Source organism: Paenibacillus sp. EKM301P, from assembly GCF_011800295.1.
GTDB lineage: Bacteria > Bacillota > Bacilli > Paenibacillales > Paenibacillaceae > Paenibacillus > Paenibacillus polymyxa.
On record NZ_JAALFM010000009.1, the window covers coordinates 1 to 21622 of the forward strand.

The 21622-nt window shown below is 42.8% G+C and carries 21 protein-coding genes; 14 read left to right on the forward strand and 7 right to left on the reverse strand.

The annotated features are described in order from the left end of the window. Positions 1-621 precede the first annotated feature (621 nt). The 4 genes from HFD99_RS19200 to HFD99_RS19215 all read right to left on the reverse strand — a co-directional run bounded on the left by HFD99_RS19200 (position 622) and on the right by HFD99_RS19215 (position 5887). Entirely contained in the window at positions 622-1047 is a 426-nt protein-coding gene (locus HFD99_RS19200) for a MaoC family dehydratase (protein ID WP_123796738.1), read from the reverse strand. 855 nt (positions 1048-1902) lie between these two features. Then, positions 1903-3000: a GerAB/ArcD/ProY family transporter gene (locus HFD99_RS19205; protein ID WP_123796739.1), complete on the reverse strand. Its 1098-nt coding sequence runs from the start codon at positions 2998-3000 to the stop codon at positions 1903-1905. 28 nt (positions 3001-3028) lie between these two features. Then, on the reverse strand, positions 3029-4255 hold the full coding sequence (locus HFD99_RS19210) for a Ger(x)C family spore germination protein (RefSeq protein WP_123796740.1): 1227 nt from the start codon (positions 4253-4255) through the stop codon (positions 3029-3031). A 12-nt stretch (positions 4256-4267) separates the two neighbouring features. Beyond that, positions 4268-5887: a spore germination protein gene (locus HFD99_RS19215; protein WP_123796741.1), complete on the reverse strand. Its 1620-nt coding sequence runs from the start codon at positions 5885-5887 to the stop codon at positions 4268-4270. Positions 5888-6070: 183 nt separating this feature from the next. Here HFD99_RS19215 and HFD99_RS19220 point away from each other — a divergent pair, with 183 nt between their 5' ends. From HFD99_RS19220 to HFD99_RS25790, 4 genes are all read left to right on the forward strand, one after another. Next, on the forward strand, positions 6071-6265 hold the full coding sequence (locus HFD99_RS19220; RefSeq protein WP_017428059.1) for a hypothetical protein: 195 nt from the start codon (positions 6071-6073) through the stop codon (positions 6263-6265). Between the two features lie 1039 nt (positions 6266-7304). Then, a complete protein-coding gene (locus HFD99_RS19230; RefSeq protein WP_017428058.1) occupies positions 7305-7700 on the forward strand; it encodes a YmaF family protein in 396 nt (131 codons plus the stop codon). 476 nt (positions 7701-8176) lie between these two features. Further along, the gene (locus HFD99_RS19235) at positions 8177-8296 is read left to right on the forward strand and encodes a phage terminase small subunit-related protein (RefSeq protein WP_103042134.1); all 120 of its coding nucleotides are present in this window, start codon (positions 8177-8179) and stop codon (positions 8294-8296) included. A gap of 100 nt (positions 8297-8396) precedes the next feature. Continuing rightward, a complete protein-coding gene (locus tag HFD99_RS25790; protein WP_017428056.1) occupies positions 8397-8504 on the forward strand; it encodes a hypothetical protein in 108 nt (35 codons plus the stop codon). 345 nt (positions 8505-8849) lie between these two features. Here HFD99_RS25790 and HFD99_RS19240 read toward each other — a convergent pair whose 3' ends face one another. Beyond that, on the reverse strand, positions 8850-9761 hold the full coding sequence (locus tag HFD99_RS19240; protein WP_045245080.1) for an AraC family transcriptional regulator: 912 nt from the start codon (positions 9759-9761) through the stop codon (positions 8850-8852). Between the two features lie 163 nt (positions 9762-9924). Here HFD99_RS19240 and HFD99_RS19245 point away from each other — a divergent pair, with 163 nt between their 5' ends. The 8 genes from HFD99_RS19245 to HFD99_RS19280 all read left to right on the forward strand — a co-directional run bounded on the left by HFD99_RS19245 (position 9925) and on the right by HFD99_RS19280 (position 18184). Further along, entirely contained in the window at positions 9925-10686 is a 762-nt protein-coding gene (locus HFD99_RS19245) for an SDR family oxidoreductase (RefSeq protein WP_123796742.1), read from the forward strand. Positions 10687-10896: 210 nt separating this feature from the next. Then, complete coding sequence (locus HFD99_RS19250) at positions 10897-11724, forward strand: TIM barrel protein (RefSeq protein ID WP_016819458.1); 828 nt, start codon at positions 10897-10899, stop codon at positions 11722-11724. Positions 11725-11740: 16 nt separating this feature from the next. Further along, a complete protein-coding gene (locus HFD99_RS19255; protein WP_123796743.1) occupies positions 11741-13087 on the forward strand; it encodes an amino acid permease in 1347 nt (448 codons plus the stop codon). A gap of 160 nt (positions 13088-13247) precedes the next feature. Beyond that, positions 13248-14261: an SIS domain-containing protein gene (locus HFD99_RS19260; RefSeq protein ID WP_123796744.1), complete on the forward strand. Its 1014-nt coding sequence runs from the start codon at positions 13248-13250 to the stop codon at positions 14259-14261. Positions 14262-14355: 94 nt separating this feature from the next. Then, positions 14356-15138, forward strand: a complete 783-nt coding sequence (gene frlD, locus HFD99_RS19265; protein ID WP_123796745.1) for a fructoselysine 6-kinase — start codon at positions 14356-14358, stop codon at positions 15136-15138. A gap of 63 nt (positions 15139-15201) precedes the next feature. Continuing rightward, positions 15202-15930 (forward strand): GntR family transcriptional regulator, encoded by a 729-nt coding sequence (locus HFD99_RS19270; RefSeq protein WP_016819462.1) that lies wholly within the window; start codon positions 15202-15204, stop codon positions 15928-15930. A 275-nt stretch (positions 15931-16205) separates the two neighbouring features. Further along, positions 16206-16856 carry a glycosyltransferase gene (locus tag HFD99_RS19275; RefSeq protein WP_185157162.1) on the forward strand — a complete coding sequence of 217 codons (651 nt, stop codon included), beginning with the start codon at positions 16206-16208 and terminating at the stop codon, positions 16854-16856. Between the two features lie 272 nt (positions 16857-17128). After that, positions 17129-18184 carry an acyltransferase family protein gene (locus tag HFD99_RS19280; RefSeq protein WP_019685998.1) on the forward strand — a complete coding sequence of 352 codons (1056 nt, stop codon included), beginning with the start codon at positions 17129-17131 and terminating at the stop codon, positions 18182-18184. A 111-nt stretch (positions 18185-18295) separates the two neighbouring features. Here HFD99_RS19280 and HFD99_RS19285 read toward each other — a convergent pair whose 3' ends face one another. Beyond that, positions 18296-19294 carry an SPRY domain-containing protein gene (locus HFD99_RS19285; protein WP_167440979.1) on the reverse strand — a complete coding sequence of 333 codons (999 nt, stop codon included), beginning with the start codon at positions 19292-19294 and terminating at the stop codon, positions 18296-18298. A 207-nt stretch (positions 19295-19501) separates the two neighbouring features. Here HFD99_RS19285 and HFD99_RS19290 point away from each other — a divergent pair, with 207 nt between their 5' ends. Then, a complete protein-coding gene (locus HFD99_RS19290) occupies positions 19502-19735 on the forward strand; it encodes a hypothetical protein (RefSeq protein WP_404823625.1) in 234 nt (77 codons plus the stop codon). 128 nt (positions 19736-19863) lie between these two features. Then, the gene (locus HFD99_RS19295; protein ID WP_016819466.1) at positions 19864-20679 is read left to right on the forward strand and encodes a DUF2935 domain-containing protein; all 816 of its coding nucleotides are present in this window, start codon (positions 19864-19866) and stop codon (positions 20677-20679) included. A 202-nt stretch (positions 20680-20881) separates the two neighbouring features. Here HFD99_RS19295 and HFD99_RS19300 read toward each other — a convergent pair whose 3' ends face one another. Further along, positions 20882-21424 carry a GNAT family N-acetyltransferase gene (locus tag HFD99_RS19300; protein WP_016819467.1) on the reverse strand — a complete coding sequence of 181 codons (543 nt, stop codon included), beginning with the start codon at positions 21422-21424 and terminating at the stop codon, positions 20882-20884. Positions 21425-21622: the final 198 nt, after the last annotated feature.

Consider the following 21622-nt stretch of genomic DNA (forward strand, 5'->3'; position numbering starts at 1 on the left):
GCTCATTTTAACTATACCACATGATTTAGAATCACTTTACTGGTAATCTTGACAAGCTATTAGCTGGTATAGCTTAACGTCGCGGTTCAGCCTACAGTTTTCAGCAGGCGACCGTAGGATGCTGCTATGAAGGATCTGGAGATGAGACGGAGGGACTTGAGACCATTAAGGCATCTGCCTTGTACTTGTTGCCTCAATTATTTTCTTCTACCAAATCTTCTACCGAAATACGGATATCTGTAATACGTGATGGAACCCTATTTATTGTTGGACAGGCTATAGGAGCTTTGTAAAAACCCATCAAAACTCTATTTCAACGCACTCGTAATGCGTAGGCCGGGGGTTCAATTTCCTTCACCAGCATCAAACATGTATAGATAGACCCTATTTATTAACTCTAATTGATTTAAAGGTACCAGATAGATATTATCTGGTACCTTATTCTTTTATATATTAATTTAGTAAGAAAGGTGTTCCCCTTTTAATGAGAAGCACCTTTTCAAAATACTTTAAAACTTTTTAAATTTGTGGCTCTTCCAAACCGTTTTTATCAATCCGGAGGTTCAGCAGTGATTCCTTTATCAAGTGTCTCCTCAACAAAGGATAGAACAGCCTTTCACTTTATTTATTTACTAAAGCAGACAATTCACCTTCAAAGACTTTCTCTTCTTTGTCATTAAAAGTGGTCAGCAAAACAGTAACTATTCCTGTTTCACTTCGTTTTTCCCTAAGCTCAGTCACCTCCACAATTGTATGTAATTCATCTTCCGGGTACACGGGTTTTATAAATCTGATATTGTTAAAAGCAGTTCCCGCAATGACATCGTCACCATAAATACCTGTTTCAACCCAAAGCTTAAAAGAAACTGCTAGCGTTTGGATTCCTGAGGCGATGATTCCATTAAATCTTCCTTGCATTGCTTTATCTTCGTCCAAGTGCATGTATTGCGGGTCGAACTCAGCTGCAAATCTCGTGATATTCTCTTTAGTTATCTTTATGGACTTGGTTTTAAATGTTTGTCCGACAAAAAAATCATTAAATTTCATAAATGTACTCCTTTGCTGAGATTATGTGCTGGGTGGACTCCATTAAAATTTATGGCTTGATTATAACACTTGATAATAGTACTTAGTACTAATTATAAAAATATGCCCATTTAGAAAAAACACTAGAATATATTGTAGCGACATCAGCGACTAACGAAAACGAGAAGATATCAAATCTGCTCAATGTTATAATTGCCGTAAACCAATATAGCATAGATGTAGAGATATACTCCCCGATTTGAAGCGGAGATTAATTCGTTTTCTGAACAGCCTTTATGATTATCGCGGCTAGCTTTTTGTTGTGTATTGTAACTGTGCCTAATCAAGCCTTTAACCACCACCATCGTATCCAGCCTCAAGTTACCGTTGGAGGAGTTTAAACGTAAGCAAAGCAAATCCCCGCTAACCTGAACTGGTCGGCGGGGATTTTTGTTGAACAATCTAAGGACAGTATGTTGTACAGTACCCCTTGTACAAATTTATGATTTCCAGAAGTGAAAAATTTATGTGTAATTAAAAGCAATGCTGCATTACAAATAATACAAAATAAGCTGTCTGGTGCACTTCAATGATATGAAGGTCTTTTAGTTTTATTTTAGAACAGAAACAGCTACAATTATCGGCTGCTATCTCCTTGTGCTTATTGAGCATCGTTTCCCGCAAGCCCAATAGTTATGGTTATTAACCCCGCTTATTAACCTGCTTATTAACCAAAGGGAAAAATAAGTAACTTCTCGAAGTCTGGTCTTTAGTGCACTGATATGCTTGACCTCTGGTATAGGCATGCATGTTTCTATTTCTACTGACCACTTCTACCGTTGCGGCAAATTAACATGTTCGTAACTAGAACAGCTGCTAATTATAAGCCCTTTTCTTCTTCTTCCGGATTAGCATGGTCAGGAAAAGGAGGACAGGCAGTGCAATCTGAAAGATAGGCCAGATCTGAATCAAAGCTACATGGAGACCGAACCACAAAAATTCAGTTAACCTTGGGGAGAGAAACGTAAGAGCATATATGATGATGCTTAGCAACAGTAACGCAGGCTTATATCTAAAGGGGGTTATCGTTTGAAGCCCTATGACGGCACCAAACATAAAACCCGCCGTTTTGACTCCGATTCCAATAAATAGAATCATCGTAAACAGAACATCAGCTCTCTCAACGATTTTCGGAAGTTGAATTAGTTGAGTAACCTCAAACAAGGGATAAGTGCTTGATGCCGCCCATTCTGGACCTAGAACCAGGACTGATAGTTCATTCATTACGATAAGGAACACAGCAGTGAACCAGTAAGCAATGACGATCGACCGCTTTAATTTACGCTTATCCGTGACGATTTTGAAAAGCACAAGAAAAAGAACCGTCTGCCCGAAGGGAAAAGACACGATCTCGGGAATGGCAGCCTTCAATACGGGGGTTAAACCGTTCTCCAATACAGGAAACAAAAATTCAAAGTGAATGAGTCCTGTAAAAGGAGTAAGCACTAGTAGAATGCCGTAACCAAACGCCAACAGAAGCAGAAATAAATGACATAGAAGGAACCAGACTCTCGGTCCAAACCAAACTACATCAGCACAGACAGTTAACGCTATAAACGTAATGATTTCAGTAGGGGTTCTGTTCAGCAATGTCAATGCTCCGAGCTCACCCATGTCCCTGACACTCCTGGAAGCTTCGTAAGCAAAGTAACCGATGAACATAAGTCCCCCCAGACTACCTATCCATTTTCCCCAATAATGGCATAGGAGCTCGTACAAATCCCGGTGTGGGTCAAGCTTATGCATGTATAAGTACATCATAAGCAGTACGAAGCCTGCAAGTGCACCGATCAGCATGGCTAGCCATGCATCCTGCTTGGCTTTAGCTCCCAATAGGAATAACGTTGTACTGCCTACCTGAAACAAGGAAAAGGCGATAGCTAACCCGGATACCTTGGTGACGGTTTTATTCATACTGTTTAAGCCCCTTTATACAAATGGGTTAGGATTGACTTCCGATATGCTTCTGTAGGAGGCCAGGACGCTGAATCCGTGCATCCACTCGAATGTCCAGTTCTATCTTCTTGAATTCCTGATCCCAGTTGTTTTTCACCGTCTCCCACTCCCTTGGGAACCTCCGGTGAATCCGGTCAGCAAAACCAGTTGCGTCTACACCAAGTTCCTGAAGTTTAGCCCAGCCCCCATTTATCGTACTGGTCACTTCTTTTGCAATCTCTTCCTCCAGATCATGTATGGTCTTCGTCTTGGACATATCCTTAGTGCATGTAGTTTCATTTAAAGTCCCGTTAATTTTCACTCTAACCTGCATAGTGTAATGAGAACTCGTTTTTCTGGGTGTAAGCTTTACATTAGCAGAGTTTACTATTATGGAAGAGTACATTTCCCTGCCGGGTTGTTCGCTGCATGGGAACGAAATTTCGGTGTTGTTAACTTTTTGAGACAGATAAGATACACCCAGACTCTCTTCCTTGTTGAGAAACCCTTTGAGCTTTCCTTTTTGGAATACCGCCAATTTAGTCAGTGCCAGCTTGAGCGGGGCCGAGGTTTTTTTGAAGACATCCAGACTCTCTGCTTCCCTTTCATCCTGATAATCCCTTTCTCCGATCATCTCGGCGACAGGTACTCCAATAGATTTGGAATCCGAGTTCATGCTTAATACGAAATCATAAACCCTAACTTTCGGAAATACCGATAAAATATCGCTCTCTTTGTCGACCAATTCAGCCATGGCGGCGCCTTGAAGTTTATCAGGCGGCAACAATTTCTTTAATAGATCGGATGCTAGTCCGTCCGTTATAATCATATTTACCATCTCCCTCGCTTCTGTATTACGAAGATAAAAATCGATTAAACGGTCCATTCCTTTCTCAGCCGCTCTCTTACCGATAAATACAACACGATTATGTGCTAAGTAAATTTGTCTTGATGTTTTCAAATTGCTGTACGATAAGGCCTGGTTATAGGTTTTGGACTTTACTGAGAATACATGGGATGCCGGTTGAGAAGACCCTCCCGTTCCTCCTCCGGTACCACTTGCAAGGGAGGAGGGAATAATAATCTGATAGGACATCATCCACTGTCCGTCGTCCATCATATCTACTCCTGTAGCCGCAGTTACCCACAGCTCATTCAGTTCGACTCGGTTCCAGCAACCCGCCAAAATGAATAATATGACCAAAGCAAAAATAAACCTGCCTAATTGGGACATATCGGTTCCTCCTTACGCCATGGGATCTCGGCCGTGTTCCCCCGCCTGTTCTGCAAATGATTCCTGTTCCGTTGCCTGTCTTACTGGATTGACATCCCCAATCATTTCCGGCCGTTTCTTCATCTTCCACCAAGGTACACGCACAAACAGGTCTTTCATATTGCTCGTATAGAAAGGTGCGAGCGGCATCATATAAGGAATGCCGAACGAATTCACAGATACTAATCGAACGAGGATGGGAACCAAGCCCGCCAAAACACCGTATAATCCAAATAAACCCGCTAACAGCATGAGTCCAAACCTGAGCAAACGAACAGCTCCCGCCATATTGATCGCAGGTAGTACAAAGTTGCAGATAGCTGTGAATGAAACCACAATCACCATAGCTGCGGAAACCAATCCCGCCTGTACAGCAGCTTGTCCAAGAACCAATGCCCCAACGATAGAGATTGCAGGCCCTACGGCGCGCGGCATTCGTACTCCTGCTTCGCGAATAACCTCGAAGGTCAGCTCCATTAGCAATGCTTCAAGCAGGGCTGGCAATGGTGTATTCTCTCTCTGTGCAGCCAAAGTGATGAGCATTGTTGTAGGCAGCATTTCCTGGTGAAACGTAGTTGTTGCAATAAAGAATGAGGGTAATAGCAATGCCAAGAAAAAGGATGCCATCCGAACGATTCGAAGAAAAGATGCCAGATCATAACGTTGGTAGTAGTCTTCACTGGATGCGATGAACCGAAATAAGGTTACGGGAGCAATCAGTACAAATGGAGTCCCATCAACCAATATCGCTACTAACCCTTCGAGCAAGCTGCCTGCAACAGTATCCGGGCGCTCAGTGTTATATATGGTTGGAAAGGGTGTCCATACCCCATCTTGAATAAATTCCTCGATATATCCACTTTCGAGAATACTATCAGTGTTGATGGAATCTAATCGTCTGGAGATTTCCTTAACTACCTCTGGTTCTGCAATGCCTCGAATATATGCCACCGATACCTTCGTCTGCGTGTATGATCCGATAATTCGAGAATCAAAGTGGAGTTCAGTTGATTTGATCCTTCTCCGGAGGAGTGCAATATTGGTGGATATATCCTCCGTAAACCCCTCTTTAGGGCCGCGAATTACTGTCTGCGATGTTGGCTCCTCAACCGCTCTTTTAGCCCCCCCGCTGATAGAAGCAGCAAAGGCCTTGGTGCTGCCTTCGACGAGGAGAGCCACCTGTCCATAAAGAACGGCATGGATAAGCGATTGCTCATTGTCAAGACAAGTTATACCCCCAATAGGAATACGATCCATCAACCAACTTTCGACATTATGGTCAGAGACATCTCCATTACGAATACCTGCAGTGAGTTCCTCTAGCAGTGTCGTTAAAATTTGCTGATCAATCAGGCCTTGAAGAAAACCTACAGCGAGAACCGGATTGCCCTGCTTATCATTCAAACAACGAAGAATGAAATCCCCGCTATGCCCTATTTCCTGGTTCAGTATGGTCACATTTTCCTTAAGCGTGCCACTCAGCTCTTTGGATATTTTAGTCGATTTTTCGTCATCATTAACTGGTTCAGAGTTCATGCCATTTTTAGATCGTGAAGGCTGTTTAAACAGCCATTTTTTTAACTTGTCAACCATGCCATATAGTTCCCTTCTAGATATCGGTCAACTGTAATATGCTGCTATTCCACAGTTTATATGTACTGTTCTTGTCAAAAGATGGTCGCCTACCAATCCATTGCAACTATGTTTATATTGTGGAGAGGTCCATTAGCTTAACGTCGCCGTTCAGTCTACAAGCTTTCAGCAGACAGCCGTAAGATGCCATCTATTAAGGAGCTGGAGATAAAGAAGTGGAAGCGTACAGAGGACATAATAGTTAGGTTTATGGGGGCGGATAACTATACTACGGGATATCGTCATCTGGAGGGCTGGGATTACAATCAAAAGAACATCATGCTCGCAGGAGACGAGAAGGGGACTTTGGAGAGCATTAGGGCGAACGTAATTCAATAATTACAGACTTTGGGGGTATGTGGGTACTAATGGGAACTGTATCGGAACGCACTCGTAATGCCTAGGTCGGGGGTTCAATTCCCTTCACCAGCATCTTATAAAATTCAAGTACAGCGCGGCTTCCAGGCTTTTTGGAGGTCGCGCTTTTTTGTTGGAACGAGCATTTTTCTAACGTTCTCTTATGGTGGATGAATACCGAAAGCGGGTTGCACCAATGGCTGCCAAGTGGAATGAATAGCGCAAAAGCAAAGTCAATACGGTACCGCCGAAAGATGGGGAGCCAGTAAACGGTCCAAGAATAACAACAACATGACGACGGTGTCGCGATGAAGGAAAGACATGGATGCAGATAAGCATCGGCTTGAGCAGCGGCCAGATAAGGATTCCAAAGCTGGGCTAAAACACAAATATTAACTATGCATTAACGCCTAAGGGAAAATTGAATAGCATACACCGTAACGAAAAAATTCCTGAGGGAGTGGGTAAAATGAAGAATGCAAATCAGAATAGACAAAGTGGGAAACGTGGGTTAGGAGGACCGACGTATCTACTAAATCCAAATCAAGTGGCCTCGTTTATAAATCAAACGGTTGACTTTACACTTAATAGTGGGCAAAGAGTTTGTAGAGTCTTTATACATTCTGTATCACCCGAGACTAACCCTCAAAACTCAACTTATGGAGACTTCACTTATCTAGTTTTCCAAAATGGGAAGTTCTATATGATATCAAATAATGCAGCTAACATCTCGCAAATAGGATTGGCTGGTTCGATTTGTATGTAAAATAAAGTGAGCACTCTAAACGGAGTGCTTTTTCTTTTGCATTTATTCGACAGGATGTAAGCCATTTTGAGTGCTCTTTCCGTTACATGGGAATGCCGGAAGGAGTGCAGAAGAGAACAGAGAGAGGGCATGCACACGCTCTGACAGCCTATTAGCCACCCCCTCGAATAGTGGAAATCAACTCCAATAGCCTTTTGAACATTTACACTACCTCTTTCATAGTATATGGCAGTTGATAAAGAGAGGAGGCTACTGATGGAAATACCAATAACAGGTTTTGTTGTTCATTCCGGTGATTCCGGCTCTAACCATTCGCATAAGCTTTTTATTAGTTCGTGGGATGGTAGACCAGTTAATGTTCACGTACATCCTTTTAAAGGGAATACATCACTTGATGTGGGACACTACCATCATTACGCTGGGGTAACAGAACCAGCTCCAAGTGGTGTTCCGCATGTTCATAATTATTATGCAGAAACATCATTTAACGATCAACATACGCATTTAATTAGAGGAACTACAGGACCAGCCATTCCCTTGACTGGTGGTGGGCATTACCATCATTTTGAAGGGTATACAACAGTAAACGGTAGAATTCCTCATGCCCATAGGTACAGTGGAAATACTGGAGATGAGAAAGAATATCGATAGTAATCAATTAGAAAAACTCAACCCGCTACAAATAGTGGATTGATAGAGTTGGTGCTGACGCTTAGATAGCAATTTGGATGGGAGTTTCAATTTAGAAAGCACTAGAATTTTACCTGCAAGGACCTATTGATGAAATGAGTGTATATTTAGCTCCTGTAGTAGAGGCAGGTACGAACCAGCAAACAATTGTTGAAGTAATGCCCAAATATGGTGAAGTTGCGGCCGCTATACTGTAACGTCCCCCTGATTATCAGCGTATCCTCCGGCTGAATAGTGGCCCGCCACGCGTGGCATTTTTGCGGACTTCCGCTATTGCCGTGCCCCAGATGAACTTTAATTAAACCAAGCTATCAAACAAAGGAAGAAAGCTCCAACCTTTTCTGGTTCGGGGCTTTCTTTGTTTTGCCCAAAGGTCACATCATATTATTAAATAAACAAATAATTGTATTTACATTCGTTGGGGGGGATTGTGCAACATGGCGAGAGAACGGAGTCCTGAGCGGGACAAGGCAAAACAGATGTGGCTAGAGAGTGACGGAGCGAAGTTACCATTGGAGGAGCCTAAACATAAGCAAAGCAACTCCTCGCTAACTTAACTGGTGGCGGGATATTTTCTTTCTATTTACCTGCATGCCCAGTCACAGTGTGTATTCACACATATATTATGGTGACGACAAATAAAGGAGGGCTAAAGTTATGAGTGGATGCGCAGGTCCAGCTGTTTGCGGTGCATGGACTTCTACAACAGCAATCTTGGTGCTCTATATCCTTTTGGTTATCATCCTTAAATCATGTTGGGTGTGACTTTTTGAAAAGACTGTATACATCCCGCATTCATCAAGTTTCTTTCGAGATTTGCCCGAAATTAAATTAGATAGAGAGCTCTGCTAACCTTATGGTTAGCAGAGCTTTTTAATTAAAGAAATTGCTTACGTTACGGAGAATTTTAATTCACCTGGGTTCGTAGGCGCCGTTTGTTGGTCCCTGTGTTTATGGCAAAGAACGGGGAACGGGGTAAGAATTGAGAGAGGACAAGTTAGGGAATTATCTACGGGACAGACCCTATAATCCGAGGTCTAGGATACCCGTTACGGACTACTGCCGGTTAGTTTAACGGTGTACTTTACTTCCAAATTACAGGGCGATGGGCTATTTATTATTTAAGGCAGAACCAATATTGAATTCTATGTCACGCAGGTGACTGATATCTCTCATCGGTGGGCGTCCGAATAAGCGGGCGTATTCTCGGTTGAACTGGGAAGGGCTTTCGTAACCGACGCGAAATCCTGCCGTAGCAGCATCGTAGCCTTCCTTGAGCATCAGCCGACGTGCGCTCTGCAATCGAATGATCTTTTGATACTGAAGTGGGCTCATACCCGTTACTCTTTTAAAATGCTTGTGAAAGGTTGTTGGGTTCATGTTCACTTTTTTTGCTAACTCTTCAATGACTAGCTGTTCAGAATAGTCACGATTGATTATATGTATTGCATTTGAAATACCTTGTGCATAGCTTCCGATCACAACGAACTGCCTGAGTAACGCTCCTTGCTCTCCCTCCAGCACACGATAAAATATCTCCCGGATGTAGAGTGGGGCTAGTATCTCGATATCCGTGGGTGAATCTAAAAGATTGACGAGGCGTAGAATCGCATCTAACAGAAAGGAAGTGGACGGATTAACCAAAATGCCCCTTCCTGTGTCTCCCTTTTTCTGTGAACTAGATTTCTTGCTTATATCTATAATGACATCAGGGCTAAGTGTTAATTGTAAACTTAGGTACGGCAACTGCGGAGAAGCATGAGTAATTTTCCCAATCACTGGTAGATGTACGGATGCGACCATATAACTGGACGAATCGCATATGAAGCTTTCCCCAACAAATGTGACGGTTTTAGAGCCTTGGGCAATTACGTAAAGAGAGGGCATGTTGAGGGTATGCGTCGGTTCCGTTTCCGCGGATGTGCGCCTGAAACAAAGCTCTGGAATCGCAGTTTGGTGTAAACCGTCCGTAGACGTATGCCGTGCAATTTGCTTAGCTAACTCCGTAATGAGTTGGTTCAAACTTATTCACCAATCCTTTTTCATTTAAGCTGATATGAATATTGTAACTCAAACTAGACAGGATTAGGCAAGGAACGCGTATGAATCGTCTACCTGCTTTATTTTGATATTTCTTATAATTCAAGGCGAAAGACAAATTTCCAGATGAAAGAAGGATTCGGCTATGAGAATAATCCAGAATACAACCTTGTCCGGAATCAAAGATAAAGTTGTTGTTATTACGGGTGCAAGCAGTGGGATTGGTGAAGCGACTACGCTTTTACTGGCTGAGCATGGGGCAAAAGTCGTACTTGGGGCACGACGACTTGATCGCCTTGAAGCTCTTGCGGCCCGCATCGCGGAGGCTGGGGGTGAAGTCGTGTATGCTAGCACAGACGTCAGACGGCGGGAGGACGTAAACAAGCTCATCCATTTGGCATGTGAGCGATTCGGCACGATTGACGTTCTCGTGAACAATGCCGGCGTGATGCCGGTTTCTCCCCTTGACGACTTACGCGTAGAGGATTGGGAGAACATGATCGACGTCAACATTAAAGGTATTTTGTACGGTATCGCCGCAGCACTGCCTGTCTTTCGCAAGCTGGGTTCCGGACATTTCGTCAATATTGCTTCTACAGCGGGACATAAAACTGTACCGAACCAGTCTGTGTATTCTGCCACGAAATTCGCTGTCCGCGCCATCTCCGAGGGTTTGCGACAGGAAGCCGGTGATAAGGTGCGGGTAACGATCATTTCACCCGGTTTGGTTCGGACGAATTTCGCTGAAGGAGTGACGAATCTGGAGGTGAAGGCCAGGCTCGAAGAGTCTCGTGACCAGTTCGCATTACCACCGGAGGCGGTTGCCCGTGCCATTGCGTACACAATCGAGCAGCCGGTTGACGTTGATGTGAACGAGATCGTGATTCGCCCCACATCTCAAGTGTAAGGTATAAGGGGGATGATAAGTAAGCCAAACGAGCAAATGTACTCGTCGAGGCTTGCTTTTTTTTGCCCCTATAGGAGCTGAGCAACCCACATTAAGAACCGGCTGAATGGCTTTTATTTATTTTTAAAAAGGCATTGAAATCTTTGTAACCCTTAGTTATAATACAAGACATAACAAATTAAAGCGCTTACATGAGAGGGGGTGAAGCAAATGAAGATTGCGGGAATGAATATTACGTATAGGCATTTTCCTTTCGAGCACTTCCTGGATCACGTGACTGAACTCGGGATCGAGCACATCGAGTTGTGGGCGGGCGAGCCTCATTTATACGTCTACCGGAATGTTCTTGGCAACTTGAGGCACATAAGGCAGCAACTGAAATCCCGAGACATGAAGGTCGTCTGTTATACGCCGGAACAGTGTGTCTATCCCTTCAATATTGCTGCTTCCGATTCCCAACTGCGGCAGAAGAGTATCGTATACTTCATAGATAATCTGTACGCGGCTCTGGAGCTGGAGACCAACATGATGCTTGTGACTTCAGGAATAGGGGACTTCGCTGTATCACAATTGGAATCATGGAAATATGCAAGCGACTCCATCTATCAGATATCCAGGGTGGCGGAGAAGGAAGGGGTGACTTTAGCGTTGGAACCTCTGACCCGATTCGAATCGAATCTAATTATCGATGCTAAGGGAATCAAGAGGATGCTGGAGGAGATCCGTTCCCCGTCATTAAAAGGGATGATCGACACCGTTGCGATGCAGCTCGCTAGCGAGACACCCGAAGATTATTACTCCCTACTCCCGGAGATGGTCCATTTCCACCTGATCGACGGTGACGGCACGTCTGATGCGCATCTCGCTCTGGATGATGGGGTGCTGAATTGGCGGGAATATCTAACCAGTCTTCAGAGCCATCATTACGAGGGAGCTTGTACACTAGAGATTATGGGGTTCAATTATTATCAGAATCCACAGGAAGCACTTAGGGAATCAGTCAGGAAAATAAGGGGAATGGAAGTCTTATCACCTTGATTTGGAGGAACTCGTTATGAGTAATGACTCTCTTACACGAAAACTGGGCTTTTGGTCGGCCCTAGCCATCGCTGTTGGTACTACGGTAGGTTCCGGAATCTTCGTCTCTTCCGGTGATGTCGCAAAAGCTGCGGGTATGCCTTCGATCTCAATTCTAGCCTGGATTATTGGTGGAGTTATTGCGATTCCGCAGGTCATGGTGCTGGCCGAGTTGGCGACTGCCTACCCGCAAAATGGAAGCGGTTACGTATACTTGAATAAAGCAGGATGGAGGCCCTTGGCCTTTCTATACGGATGGGCAACCTTCTGGGCCCTCGATCCTCCGTCCATTTCAATTATGGCTCTGGCCATTGTTGCATACCTGGCGAGCTTCTTCCCTTTCTTCGTTGGAATTGCCGGTAAACTGCTAGGAGTAGCGATCATTCTGATCATCACGTCCATTCATTACCGGAGTGTCAAGGCAGGCGGTAGTTTTCAAGTCATTATTACAGCTGTCAAAATCATCCCTTTCCTGATTGTCATTGTGCTGGGCCTCATGTATATGAACTTTGACAACTTTGCTTACACGCCCGTCGCAGGAGCGACAAGTTCAAGCTTAATTGGTGGCGTATCTGCCACGACGTGGGCTTACACGGGAATGGCCGCCATTTGTTTTATGGCTGGAGAATTCAAAAATCCAGGGAAAGTTCTCCCTCGGGCCTTAATTAGTTCGGTACTGATTGTATTGGGTTTATATACGCTGCTTGCGGTATGCGTCACCGGCCTAATGCCGTTCGATAAACTGATGGCCTCCAGCTCCGCTGTGTCCGACGCCGTCAAGTACATTCCCGGATTATCCGGCATGGCCTCATCCTTTGTAGCTGTTACCGCGATTATTGTTATCCTGGGTTCCTTGAGTTCTTGCATTATGTTTCAGCCTCGCCTGGAGTATGCCATGGCAAAAGATGGGCTGTTCTTTCAGCGTTTTGCGAAAGTTCATCCCAAATTCGAAACACCAAGCTTTTCGATTATTGCTCAGGTTACGTTGGCCTGTATTCTTGTGTTCTTCAGCAATTTAACCGAACTGCTGGGTTATTTCACGCTGATTCAGCTGGTCATTAACATTCTGGATTTTGCCGCGGTCTATAAATGCCGTAAGAGAGAGGATTATAACCCGATTTACCGCATGCCAATGTGGAGAGTAACTACTATCCTGGCTATCCTTGGGGCAGGATGGCTGGCTTGGGGAACCTTTACGTGGGCTCCAGTGCAGGGCATGATTGCCGCGGCGATAGTCATCGCAACGGGGTTGCCTGTGTATTACTACTGGGAGAAGAAGTATGGATCTAAAAGCAGTCATGACAGTAGTAATATAGTGACTTAGTCCGGATGAACTGAAGGGGGCCGATGCTGACTCGCTGATTTCCTTCAGAGTTTACAAAAAGAGTTGTTATAATTGTAATGCCTGGTTATACTGCTTTATATAACAAATAAAATTGGATGATATTGGAGAGAAGCCGCTCCAGTATAGGGAGGAAACGTAAATGTTGAATTTTGACGAACAGTTATTCCTTAAGCTTGTGGAACAAGAGGGCCTGGCCTTTAGAGGACAAATTGAAGAAATTGTAGACGGGATTGCCAAGAAAGGGTACAGCAACATTTTTCTGATTGGTGCGGGTGGCACAATTGCGATGATGTATCCATATGAGTATATTCTGAAATCAAACTCAACCATTGATGTGCATGCTGAGATTGCCGCCGAGTTTATGGTGATGGACAACAGACATTTCAGTAAGGATTCCGTATGTATTTTCACATCTGTGTCGGGAACCACGCAGGAGACTGTTGCGGCAGCCGAGTTCTGTAAGGAACGGGGAGCGACTACGATTGCACTTGTGGCAGAAAGGGACACTCCATTAACCAAAATTGTAGATCACTGCATCACAACCGGCTCGGAGAAACATTCCTTTGATACATTCTTCATGCTCCTGTACATGGTTGTGTTCCGGTTCATGTATAACAACAATGAGTTCCCTCAATATGAACAGTTCACGAAGGAAGTTGCCTTATTGCCGCGTGCGATTCTGGACGCAGTCAAAACCTTTGACCCTAAAGCGGAAGCTTTTGCAAAAGAACATAAAGATACTGACTATCATATGATGGTTGGCTCCGGTAACCTGTGGGGGAACACGTACTCCTACGCGATGTGTATCCTGGAAGAAATGCAGTGGATTCATGCGAAGTCGATTCATGCGGCGGAATTCTTCCATGGCACGCTTGAGCTTGTGGTTGAAGATACCAGTGTTATTCTGCTGAAAGGCGAAGATGAGACAAGACCTCTGATGGACCGGGTGGAAAGATTCGCTGAGAAGATTACGAAGAAGCTGACCATTATTGATACCAAAGACTTTGCCATGGAAGGCATTAGCGAGGAGTTCAGAAAGCATTTTGCCGTAAGTATCAACTGGTCTGTACTAAGCCGTATCAGCGCCTACCTGGAGCGTGAGAGAAATCATCCGTTAACACTTAGAAGATACTATCGCCAAATGGAATATTAAGATACGTAGCCTTAGTTCATTCTATATTGATGCATTTGATTTGAGCACTACTTCGTAGTGCTCATTCTTTAATAGCAGGGAAGGCGGGAGCAAGATGAGAATCATTACAGTCGGGGATAATTGCATGGATGTCTATCAAGCAAGCGGCAAAGCCTATCCTGGAGGCAATCCGGTGAATGTGGCCGTCTATTTAACTGAAATGGGTGCAAAGACGGCCTATCTGGGCTGGGTGGGCACCGACATTTATGGGGAGATCATGATCCAGGCTATTCAGGACAAGGGTGTGGATACTTCCCGAATTTCAAAAAAGGACGGAAAAACAGCGGTAACCCACGTGGAGATGGTGGAGAATGACCGGAGGTTCGGCGAATACGACGAGGGAGTTATGGCACAGTTTTTCCTTACAGCAGAAGAGATCGATTTTGCTGTCAATTATCAGCTTGTCCACTCAGGGATATGGGGCCATGCCGATCCGTACTTTCCTCTCTTTAAGGAAAAGGGCCTGATCACTTCCTTTGATTTCTCGGATCAGTTGCAGGATGATCGGGTACAAACGTTAACGCCCTATGTAGACTATCCATTCTTTTCGTACACTCAGGATGATGATTATATCCGCCAACTTTTGGTAGAGGTCAAGCAAAGAGGAGCGCAGATTGCTGTAGCTACCTTGGGGGAGAACGGTTCGCTTGCTTACGATGGGGAACAATTCTTTCCGCACGGCGTGGGTAAGGTGAACGTCGTGGATACGATGGGAGCTGGGGATTCCTTCATTGCCGGGTTCCTTTACGGCCGATTGAAAGGGCTTTCAGCGGAGGACTGCCTGGAGCTTGGGACAATTACAGCTGGGAAGACGATAGGTTATTTCGGTGCATGGTGACTGGAGATGATCATCAATGTATAATACTTATTATAATCATTGATGGATAAGGATGAATTTACCATGAATTTGAATCCTTCAACCCCGCAGCCGCTGTACATGCAGATCAGGCAAATGTTGAAGAACGATATCCAGGACGGACGATACAAACCGGATGAACAGATTCCAACCGAAGCAGAACTCTGTGATACTTATAGTGTAAGCCGAATCACTATACGGAAAGCAATTGAGGAGCTCGTGCGGGAAGGAACCCTGACGCGAATTCCTCGTAGAGGCACCTTTGTAGCCTCCAATAAATTTCATAATGAACTGTTATCCGTAAGCGGTTTCTCAGAGTTCAGCCACCAGCTGGGCATGATTCCAAACTCACGGATATTAAGAAGCGAAGTAATCCCGGCATCTGAAGAGGTGGCTGGACATCTTCTTATTGAAGAAGGCAGCCCTGTGTTGGAGCTTGAACGCTTGATGTATGTAGATGACCGCCCGCTTTTCTATGATATAGCCCATTATTCACTCACCCGGTTTCCAGATTTAGAAAAAAAGATCGCAATGAAAGAATCGACTTACAAGATTCTGGCGGAGGATTATAACACCGAGATCGTGAGCAATGACAAGATCATTGATGTGATCGGTGCGACTAAAGATTATGCGAAATTTCTGGAATGTGATATCGGGGCGAACTTATTCCGGATATTGAAAATTGCTTTTGATGCAAACGATGAGCCCGTTCATCTCTCTACATTTATGTGTGAGACGAATCGGGTCAACCTGACGGTCCACCGGGCAAAATAGGTTATGCCCATCAGCATGGCTTATTTTCCAAAAAGGATTTAGCTTCGAAACGATTATACGGGTACTCCAGGACGTAGCTTTATTCATCAGAATTGCTTCTTTTACTTGGACCATGGAGTCATAGGCTCTGCTGGCTTACCACCGGCAGGCCTTTTTTGTGTGTTGAAATACGAAATCAAGTTTTTGTAAGATGATTGCAGGGGTGGTATAGAATTAGATACTTCAACCATAATAAGACAGCCTGTTTAATCCAAACGTAAGAGGAGCAGAAGAATGTGAAAAATAAATGGTTACTGGCATTGTCGTTAACCTTGGCGCTCGTTTTTAGCATGAATCCACTAGTTGTCGTGCAAGCGAAGGCGGGGGAGGATAAGGGGAACATTTACCTAAGTCCCAAAATGGTGCAACTGAAAGTCGATATGCAGAAGGTATGGATCGATCATACGATATGGACGAGAAGCTATATTGTCAGCGCCATATCTAATCGTCCAGACCAAAAGGATGTATTGGACCGACTTTTACGGAACCAACAGGATATAGGCAACGTGATTAAGCCTTATTATGGGGAAGCTGCTGGGAATAAGCTGGCTGATCTTCTGAGAGAGCATATTTTGATCGCAGGGAAAATCGTAGCGGCTGCCAAAGCGGGCAATCAGGCGGACGTGAAAAAGCTAGAGGCGGATTGGCATACAAACGCCGACGATATTGCTAAATTTTTAAGTGAAGCGAATCCGAACTGGCAGTTCAAAACGCTACAAGATATGCTGTATACGCACCTTCAGTTGATTACGGAAATAGTCCTTAACTGTATCAAAGGAGACTGGAAAGCAGATATTGCCGCAACCGATAAAAATGAGATCCATATGATTCATTTAGCGGATATCCTGACAGAAGGAATTGTCAAACAGTTTCCAGAAAAATTTTAAGCGAGCATTATAGACGCTGCAAAGCAGATTAGCTTTTTATAATCACCCCAAAGGTGGCTATGGAAAGCTTTTTTTTCTATCCAATTCTCTACCGAAATACGGACAAAGGAAGAAAGCCCATCTAGCTAACAGCGAGGCTCCAAACTTTTTGAAGATCGCATTTTTTGTATAAAATTGGGACGTAATATGGTGCTAAAAAAAATAAATATTTTATATTATTTGTTTGTGCTAATATATCTCTATTCCATTACAACTAGAAATGAGGATATTGTGTGCACCATGACAAGGAATTAAAGCTTGTAGAAACAAATATTGCGAAAGGGATTGCTGTAGTACTACTTTTGATTCATCATCTTTTTGCTTTTCCTGACAGACTAAAGTACGACTATGTTTCATTATTTAGTTTATTTCATGAAAGAGGGGAGTTCTATTTAGGGCATTTTGGCCAGATCGCAATATCTATTTTTCTATTTTTAAGTGGCTATGGCTTATATAAGAGCAATGTTCAGAATCCACAGCATTTAATGCAGAAAAGCTTTACAAGATTAAGCAAAATCATGATAAACTACTGGGTTGTTTTTTTGCTTTTTATTCCGGTGGGTTTATACTTCTTTGGAACTTCCGATAGATTTCAACATAATTCAATAATGGATTTTTTGCGGAATTTTATAGCGCTGTCCAGTTCATATAATGGTGAGTGGTGGTTTTTATATGACTATATTCTGCTGCTATTAATTTTTCCGGTCACCTTCCAAGCCTTCCAACGTAACGCATGGGTAACTCTTCTAATTGCTGGCCTAGTTTTTTATAATTCATATTCACAAGGAAACTATTACAGTATTATGTATTGGCAGCTGCCTTTTATGATAGGGCTGTTCTTTGCAAAATATAAATTGTACTCATGGATGAGTAAGATTTATGATTCCATTATTTTCAATAATATACTATTTGATGTTATTGTTCTTGTGCTATTATTCCGTTTTCGTACTACGAGTCAATGGTTTGAGAAGACAACGATTGATATGATAATAGCCCCTATAGTTATCCTCGTTAGTATTCATTTAATGAATAAATTAAAACTAACCAAACCTTTCGCTTACCTAGGTAAAAATTCAATGAATATTTGGTTAACCCATACCTTTTTTTGTTATTATTATTTTCAGAGCATTGTTTTCTTCCCCAAGGTATCTATCTTGATTTTGTTGTGGTTAATTCTGTTAACGATACTTACCTCAATTATTGTTAACAGCATCATCAGTCTCATTAATAGCAAGGTGTACACTAAAAATATGGATCTTAATCCAAACCAAGTTGGAAGCCAAGTCTAGGTTGGTTTTTTGCACTCATTCAAGAGCAGTTTAGTTAAATACAAGCGCAGCGTCCATGCTTTTTGGAAGCTGCGCTTTTTTATTGAAATGAGCAGGTTGCAAACCCTATATTTATTTGGTTGAATACTCACTTACTTCAAATGTGAGAATTTTGTTGAAGATTACGTAGTCTTTGCGATTGCTGAACGGACCTTTGTTATTATTATGCTTATCGATGGCAAAGAATGAAGCACCTCTACCCGCATCTTTTGCGTCGTACCAAGCGATGAAGGCATTCAATTCTTTTTTACTCAGATCGAATTCTTTATCAAATCCATTGTCCATCGTTACAGTTAGAATGACGCGGTCACCAGTTGGTTGCGATGATCCATCTGTATCCGATGGGTCAGGTGTTGTAGATGGATCAGGTGTTGTAGATGGGTCGGGCTTTGTTGATGGATCAGGCGTTGTAGATGGATCTGGCTTTGTTGATGGGGCGGGTTTTGTTGATGGGTCGGGTTTTGTTGATGGATCGGGTGTTGTAGATCCACCTGTAGCTTGATAAGGTAAAAACCCTTCAGGGATTGGATATTTAAACTCACTTGCTCCAAAATTAGCTTCGTAAGTCATTATTCCAGATGTACCATTCATGACCATCGGGAAAACCTGCGAACCTTCTAGTTCAGACGGTTTAACAGTGTTTGCTCCCAGGGAAACACCATTCTTGTACCAAACAATTTTGTCATTATCTAGATCGAGTGCAACACCGATAACATCATCTTTAGCAAATGTAGGACCATAAGCTGTTCGTACGTCTGATGTAATGTTATTTATAATTTGGCCACTATAACCGTAGTATGCTTGATATTTCGGTCCAGATTCACCTGTTATTCCTACTAATGAAATACTGTAGTTAACCTTTACTTCCCAGTACCATTTCCCTTTTGTTTTTCCCACTGTTGCTTTGTCGCTTTGCCCTACATTCCCAAGAGAAGTTACTAAAGACCCATTTGTCCAAGTTACATTTGTAGTCTCAGCTTTTGTAACGTTAGGGAACAATGAGAACACCGAAACTCCAATAAGTAGGGCTAACACTATTGTTCCAAGTTTTTTGAATATAATATTATTCATGACTTCCTCCTAAAATTATGTATTAACAGGTGAATTATAAAACTGAATTGGGATAATTGTCCAAACATTAAATGATATATATTCAAATATGAGTTATATTATGGAATTTAATTTTCATGAGGATCATGAGATAACATACGCAGAAATGCTTGTTGCAGAAGGAATCTATATATAATCTACCGAATGAAAATATTTGAGGTGATCGTTGTGAAACGTACATATAAAGTATTGAAGACAGATATGGAACTGTTCGGAGCCGCTTTGGTCCAGGCGCATGTATATGTGGTATCCGTTGATGAGGAATTACGCGTGACATTTGAGGATTATGGGGGAATAGTAGAGGAGATTAAGCCAGAATCGGTCAAGATAGCAGGTAAAATTTTTATGAGAGACCAGCTTGAATTTCGGGTAGACTTGGTAACGGAAGAAAACCCTGAATGATTTAATAACTCCGGCTCAATTTCGGAATTGGATTCGTATGAGACGTTGAACTTCGATATTCATAATGACCTGTCATATCCCATATGACTAAGTAAGTACTTTTTTGCTCATTTAGAGGAGGGATATCATTGGATGCATTTGTTTCACGCTCATTAGATGAAATACGTTTTTGGTCCAGGATTATGAAGGAGCATTCCTTTTTTCTGGGGTTAGGCTTTAGAGCGGAAGATACTCAACTTAAAACAGAAGCCAATCGGTTTTACGCTATCTTTGAGGATATTGAGAAAAGATCGTATGAATTTAATATCAATACAGATCCTTATACAATCAAAGAGTTTAATACGGAAGTACAGAATGCGGCGACAAATATTTGGGCATTTAAGAGGATGGTATTGGGGCTTATATTACAATGCAAACTTCCTGGACAAACCAATTTCCCCTTGCTGGTAGATCATGTAAGCCGGGAAGCGAATTATTTCAGAAATCGTTTAGGGGAACTCAATTCAGGAACGCTTGAACCCTTACCTGATGCTATTATTGATGAAAATATTTTTTTCTTAAAGATCATGGCTGATCACGCAAAATTCATAGGCCATTTGCTGGATCCATCCGAACGCAAACTGGTTGAACAAGCTAGGGAGTTTAGTAATGACTTTGATACACTAATGTTTCAAGCGATTGATTTAAGTTATATGCGCCCACAGTCGCAGACCGTTCCACTTCTGAGTCAATTTGTGGATGAAAACCGTATCTCTGTTAAGTCCTTGCGAGATTTTAAGAAAACAGCGCGTGATTTGATTGACGAGTGCCGAATAAAAAGCATTATTCACCCTTTATTAGCTGATCATGTATTTCGTGAAGCTGAGCGCTTCCTCTTTATTCTCGAAATGTTTGATCAGTCCTTATCCGGCGTTAAGGTGAATAAGAAAGAAATCATGCACTGAGATTCCCAGCAAAACGAATATAGTTTCTGTAAAATGTGCATTGGAAATAAAGTTTTAGATTGAGCAAAAATTCAAACAGCGGCAGAACAAGACTTAAAAAGTAAAGTCTTAGACTGTCGCTGTTGTCATTCAACTAACGCATTCTAATAGGTGGTCATAACTTTTCTTTTCCATTAACTTTCAAGACCAATATTCACTAAACTTAGATATCCTCTGATGGATTGATAATCGCCAGAACCTGATGGTCCTCCCACTTTCCATTAATTTTTACGTTGCTTCGAGAAATGCCTTCTTTGTGAAAGCCAGCCTTCTCAAGCACACGGATGGACCCTGGATTCCGAGGAGAGGCTTCTCCGACGATCCGATGAAATTTTAGTTCATCGAAAGCGTAGCGAACCACCTGCTTCACCGCCTCCGTCATATAACCCTTGCCGTTATAGGCTTGGTCTAGGCTGTATCCGATCATACAGCTCTGAAGTGGTCCCCTTACTACAAAAGATAGACCTATGCTGCCTATAATCTGATTGTCTTCCTTGTGGCACACCACGAAGGAATATTTCCGATCCTCTACCATGTCAGCCTTACTCTTAATAATCGTTTGGAGCTGGTGCTCCTCCGTATAGTGCTCTTCTTGGTGGTTTGGCGAAAACGTATCAAAGAATTCCCGATTGCGTTTGTACATTGCTGTCAATTCTGTGACGTCCACTTCTTCTGGGAACCGGACGTATACTTGCTGCTCCGACATCTGTATCCTCCTTCCATACGATAATACTGAGAGAATTATATCATAGGGTGAAGATGTAGAATTGATTGGATGAGTGGTGTATGCCAGGTAGCATTTCTCAAGATTTCATCTAAAAATATATAGCGAAATGATCATATTGGATATAGTATTTTCTAAAAAAGGGAGGTTAGGAAGTATGAATAATGCTTACGAAGTGCT

Bases quoted from the DNA above. Each gene is read 5' to 3' on its own strand.
- HFD99_RS19200 (WP_123796738.1), bottom strand. From the start codon at position 1,047: ATGAAATTTAATGATTTTTTTGTCGGACAAACATTTAAAACCAAGTCC.
- HFD99_RS19205 (WP_123796739.1), bottom strand. From the start codon at position 3,000: ATGAATAAAACCGTCACCAAGGTATCCGGGTTAGCTATCGCCTTTTCC.
- HFD99_RS19210 (WP_123796740.1), bottom strand. From the start codon at position 4,255: ATGTCCCAATTAGGCAGGTTTATTTTTGCTTTGGTCATATTATTCATT.
- HFD99_RS19215 (WP_123796741.1), bottom strand. From the start codon at position 5,887: ATGGTTGACAAGTTAAAAAAATGGCTGTTTAAACAGCCTTCACGATCT.
- HFD99_RS19220 (WP_017428059.1), top strand. From the start codon at position 6,071: ATGCCATCTATTAAGGAGCTGGAGATAAAGAAGTGGAAGCGTACAGAG.
- HFD99_RS19230 (WP_017428058.1), top strand. From the start codon at position 7,305: ATGGAAATACCAATAACAGGTTTTGTTGTTCATTCCGGTGATTCCGGC.
- HFD99_RS19235 (WP_103042134.1), top strand. From the start codon at position 8,177: ATGGCGAGAGAACGGAGTCCTGAGCGGGACAAGGCAAAACAGATGTGG.
- HFD99_RS25790 (WP_017428056.1), top strand. From the start codon at position 8,397: ATGAGTGGATGCGCAGGTCCAGCTGTTTGCGGTGCATGGACTTCTACA.
- HFD99_RS19245 (WP_123796742.1), top strand. From the start codon at position 9,925: ATGAGAATAATCCAGAATACAACCTTGTCCGGAATCAAAGATAAAGTT.
- HFD99_RS19250 (WP_016819458.1), top strand. From the start codon at position 10,897: ATGAAGATTGCGGGAATGAATATTACGTATAGGCATTTTCCTTTCGAG.
- HFD99_RS19255 (WP_123796743.1), top strand. From the start codon at position 11,741: ATGAGTAATGACTCTCTTACACGAAAACTGGGCTTTTGGTCGGCCCTA.
- HFD99_RS19260 (WP_123796744.1), top strand. From the start codon at position 13,248: ATGTTGAATTTTGACGAACAGTTATTCCTTAAGCTTGTGGAACAAGAG.
- frlD (WP_123796745.1), top strand. From the start codon at position 14,356: ATGAGAATCATTACAGTCGGGGATAATTGCATGGATGTCTATCAAGCA.
- HFD99_RS19270 (WP_016819462.1), top strand. From the start codon at position 15,202: ATGAATTTGAATCCTTCAACCCCGCAGCCGCTGTACATGCAGATCAGG.
- HFD99_RS19285 (WP_167440979.1), bottom strand. From the start codon at position 19,294: ATGAATAATATTATATTCAAAAAACTTGGAACAATAGTGTTAGCCCTA.
- HFD99_RS19300 (WP_016819467.1), bottom strand. From the start codon at position 21,424: ATGTCGGAGCAGCAAGTATACGTCCGGTTCCCAGAAGAAGTGGACGTC.